The organism is Sneathiella sp., from assembly GCF_041689005.1.
Lineage (GTDB): Bacteria > Pseudomonadota > Alphaproteobacteria > Sneathiellales > Sneathiellaceae > Sneathiella.
In genome coordinates, this window is the sequence record NZ_JBDNHC010000056.1 from 1 (window position 1) to 3386 (window position 3386).

A 3386-nucleotide genomic window follows, 5' to 3' on the forward strand; every position below is an offset into this window, starting at 1 on the left:
ATTTTTTGGACTTCCGTTTCGTTGTGGGCCTTGGCGGCGGCAAGGACGGAATCCCGGATATTATGCTCAGACTTCTTTATGTGGTCGATCGTCTTGGCAACAGCAACGTCCGTATACGCCTTGTGAAGCCAGTCGAATTCCGCCTCAAGGTAATTGGTATTGATATCCTTGTCGGATCCTTCCCGGCCGTGCCAAAAGGTTTCTCGCAATTTGCCCGGCGTTGACTTGGAATAATTAGCCCGTTGAGCCCGGGCATACTCCAGCACCATATGGCGGTAGTAGGACGGGTTGGAAACCTGCTCTTTCGTAAGCACTCCCGCATCAAGCAAATCCTTCACGACATCTTCGGATATCGCCTGCCGCTTTCTAACGGCCGCCATAACCTCTGGCTTCCCTGCCAAGGCACGGTTAATAACATCCAGTTCCGCGTTCACGTCATCCTGTGACTTCAACCCAAACGGAAGGTCATGCCCAATCCCGGCCTCCCACGACAAGTCGTCAAAAATAACTTTCCGCTCGAACAGCGCGAAATCAGCCGGTGTCATATCCTTGGTAAGGTCTTTCAATATTCGGAGGACTTTATCCCGGCTGGCATCGGGCGCGGCCTCAAGCTTCCGAAGCTGCTCCTTCACGTTGGCGTATTTCGGGATTGTCGGAAGATGCTCGTAATGGCGCGTGAAATTATCTGCGACATGCTGAAGATGGTCTTTCAAATTGTTGATTTTATCGCGGAGAGTATTCGGGCCGGTTATGCCGCTGGCTTCCTCATACCGCTTTTTGACTTCCTCGTTTGCGAACTCAGGCCCGCCCTTCCGGGCAAAGGATTCTGTCGTTCCAGACTGCGTGGCCTCGCGGTTGCCGACATCACCCTTGTCGATCGACCGGAAAATATCATCGGAAGTCTGGAACCCCTGCCCCTTCATAGCGTTCTTTACCGCTTTGAAGAAATTCGCTGCACGACGGAAAGCTCGCTGCAAAGGCCGCGATACTGAATTCCTGTCCGCGACATAATTCGCGAACATATTGGCGACGACTTCTTCATGAATTTGGGCCTCGGTCAGCCCCGCGTCGGCATAGTCCGCCCGAACCTGTTCCATGCCGGACTTGTTGGCTTTCGCGGCATCAACGAGGGTCTTCCATTCGACGCTTCTAAAGACGCCAAGCGACTTCAGGGCGTGGACGGCCTCATGGTGAAGCACCCAATCCTTGTTTTTCGTTGCATCCATGGCAATGCGGATCAGGTTTTTATAAAAAACACCATCGGCAAGACTGAAAGAGCCGTCTTCGTTCTTGGCTTTGATTGCCTCGACAAGTTTCAGGCCGACCTTATTGGACAAACCAAGTTCGGACAAACGCGCATTGAGGGCCTTCTCAACAGCATCGATGTTCTCTTCCGCCTTGGGGGTGAGCCCTTCGCGGCGCGAAAACGCATCCGTTTGCTTTCGCCCGTTAACATCAAAAAGGCCCTCATCAGGGGCCTTTTGTGTTTTGTCGGAAGTTTTCTTCCCTTGCGTTTTTTGCTCTATTCGCTGTCGATCAGTTATAGGCGCGACACCGGGCGTCAGGGTTTGTTCTCCTTGGGAGGTTTTTTCGGATTTTAACGGTTCGGCTTTTGAGGCCGGTTTTTCGGCCGCCGTTTTTCCATCTGGATTAGGTTGGTCCCCAGGGAAATCACTTTGCGCAGTTTCCCCTTCAGCTCGGGATCCTTCGTTTCCGCCAGTTTTTTCTTCAGATGGTCTATCTGTGCTTGTTCCATTTTCTGATATTACCTGATTTTCTCCAGATGCCCAAACCGAATCTGGCAGGCTGTCAACCCATGCGTCCATCAGTTCGTATCTGGCTTGATAATTTTTCTCGTCCTGGTCCGTCCAGCTGTCTTGGTCAATTAAAGCCTCTTGATTGGCAATGCGGTCCCAAAAATCAGCCTTCTCGTCATCGGTCCAATCAACGGTTTCTTCTTCAAACTGCTGCTCGTACTGCTGCTTATAATGGTCGTCCGTCTGAGCAAGCATCATGTCGTTGCGGGCTTGGCTGCCTTCCGGATAAACGTCGTTCCCGAACAACCCTTCTTCGATCGCGTCAAGGATCTCGCTTTCCGTCGGCCGGCGAAAATTCCCATCCTCGTCATAACCGAAATATCCAGCCTGCCCCAAAGCCTCGCCCATCCCGTCAACGGATCTTCCGCTTTTTCGAACGATCGGGCCAACGCCGGGGATGAACCCACGGCCTTTATTGGCATCACGGCCGCGCTTCAGGTTATGCCCTTCGTCGTCACGAATGCCGCCATTGCTGGCAATAAATTCCAGCACAGACATATCCGTTTTTGAGAAATCGCGGGAGGGGCCTTTCCGTGTGGGCGGGACCACCGTTCGCGGGCGGCCATATTCATCCTTCGGCCATTTTTGGGACTTCTGAAATTCGCGCATTTGCTTTTTGGTGGCGATGAAATCTTTCGGCGGTTTCGCGTTTTTTGGAAGCGGCTTGTATTGCGGTTCTGTGGAGTCCGGGGCGACATCCTCCGCGACAGGGATTTCCGGCGCGATAACAGCCTCGGGAGCCGCAGCCGCGCTAGTGTCCACAGGTCCAATGTTGTCCGTTTTCTGGACATTCTGGACAGGTGGACTTGTCTGGTTCTCAGGGGAGAATTTAATGCCAAGGCTTTTTACAACCGGCGCGGCAAACTCGTAAGGCTTGCTGCCGTCATCATACTGGATTTGGAAGAAATCAGTATCCTTGCCAAGTCGCTGGCCGACATAAGCATCAACAACGGTCCCTGATTTCTTGGCGCCCTTGTGATCCACCGTGACCCGCTCACCAACCTTCGGCACATTATTGGCCTCAAGTATTTTGTTCGCAGCATCTACTTGCCTAACTTCGGGCGCTACTTGCCCAACTTCCGGGGCCACAGGAGGCGTGTCGGCGGCTTTTGCCTGTTCGGGGACCACAGGAGGCGTGTCGGCGGCTTTTGCCTGTTCGGGGACCACAGGAGGCGTGTCGGCGGCTTTTGCCTGTTCGGGGACCACAGGTGCCAGAGATTCCGCTACGGGGGCCGGGGCCCGCTCCGCCGGCTGGTTTACAGCGGGTTTAACCACATCTTCTGCCGGAGCGGTCGGAGTGGTCGGAGCAGCTGCTTGAATGACGTCTGCAGCGGTTGGAATTGGGTCTATCTCGATGTTAAGCCGGTCAATCGCCTCGAATGACGCATCCAGCGGCGGGGATCCATCGTCATACCGTATCTTTATCCCGTCGCTTGTTTTGCCAAGTTCCGGGACTTCGGTCGAAAAAGCGTCTTCAACGGTCCCTGTCTTTTCTTCGCCGTTGACATTGACAGTAACCCGCTGACCAGTCTTAAGGTCGCTATTGCGGCCAAGGATGTCATCTGCTGC

At 53.8% G+C, this 3386-nt stretch carries 1 pseudogene; it reads right to left on the reverse strand.

The annotated features are described in order from the left end of the window. Nucleotides 1-3386, reverse strand: a pseudogene (locus ACESNI_RS06490) (hypothetical protein); the annotation flags it as partial.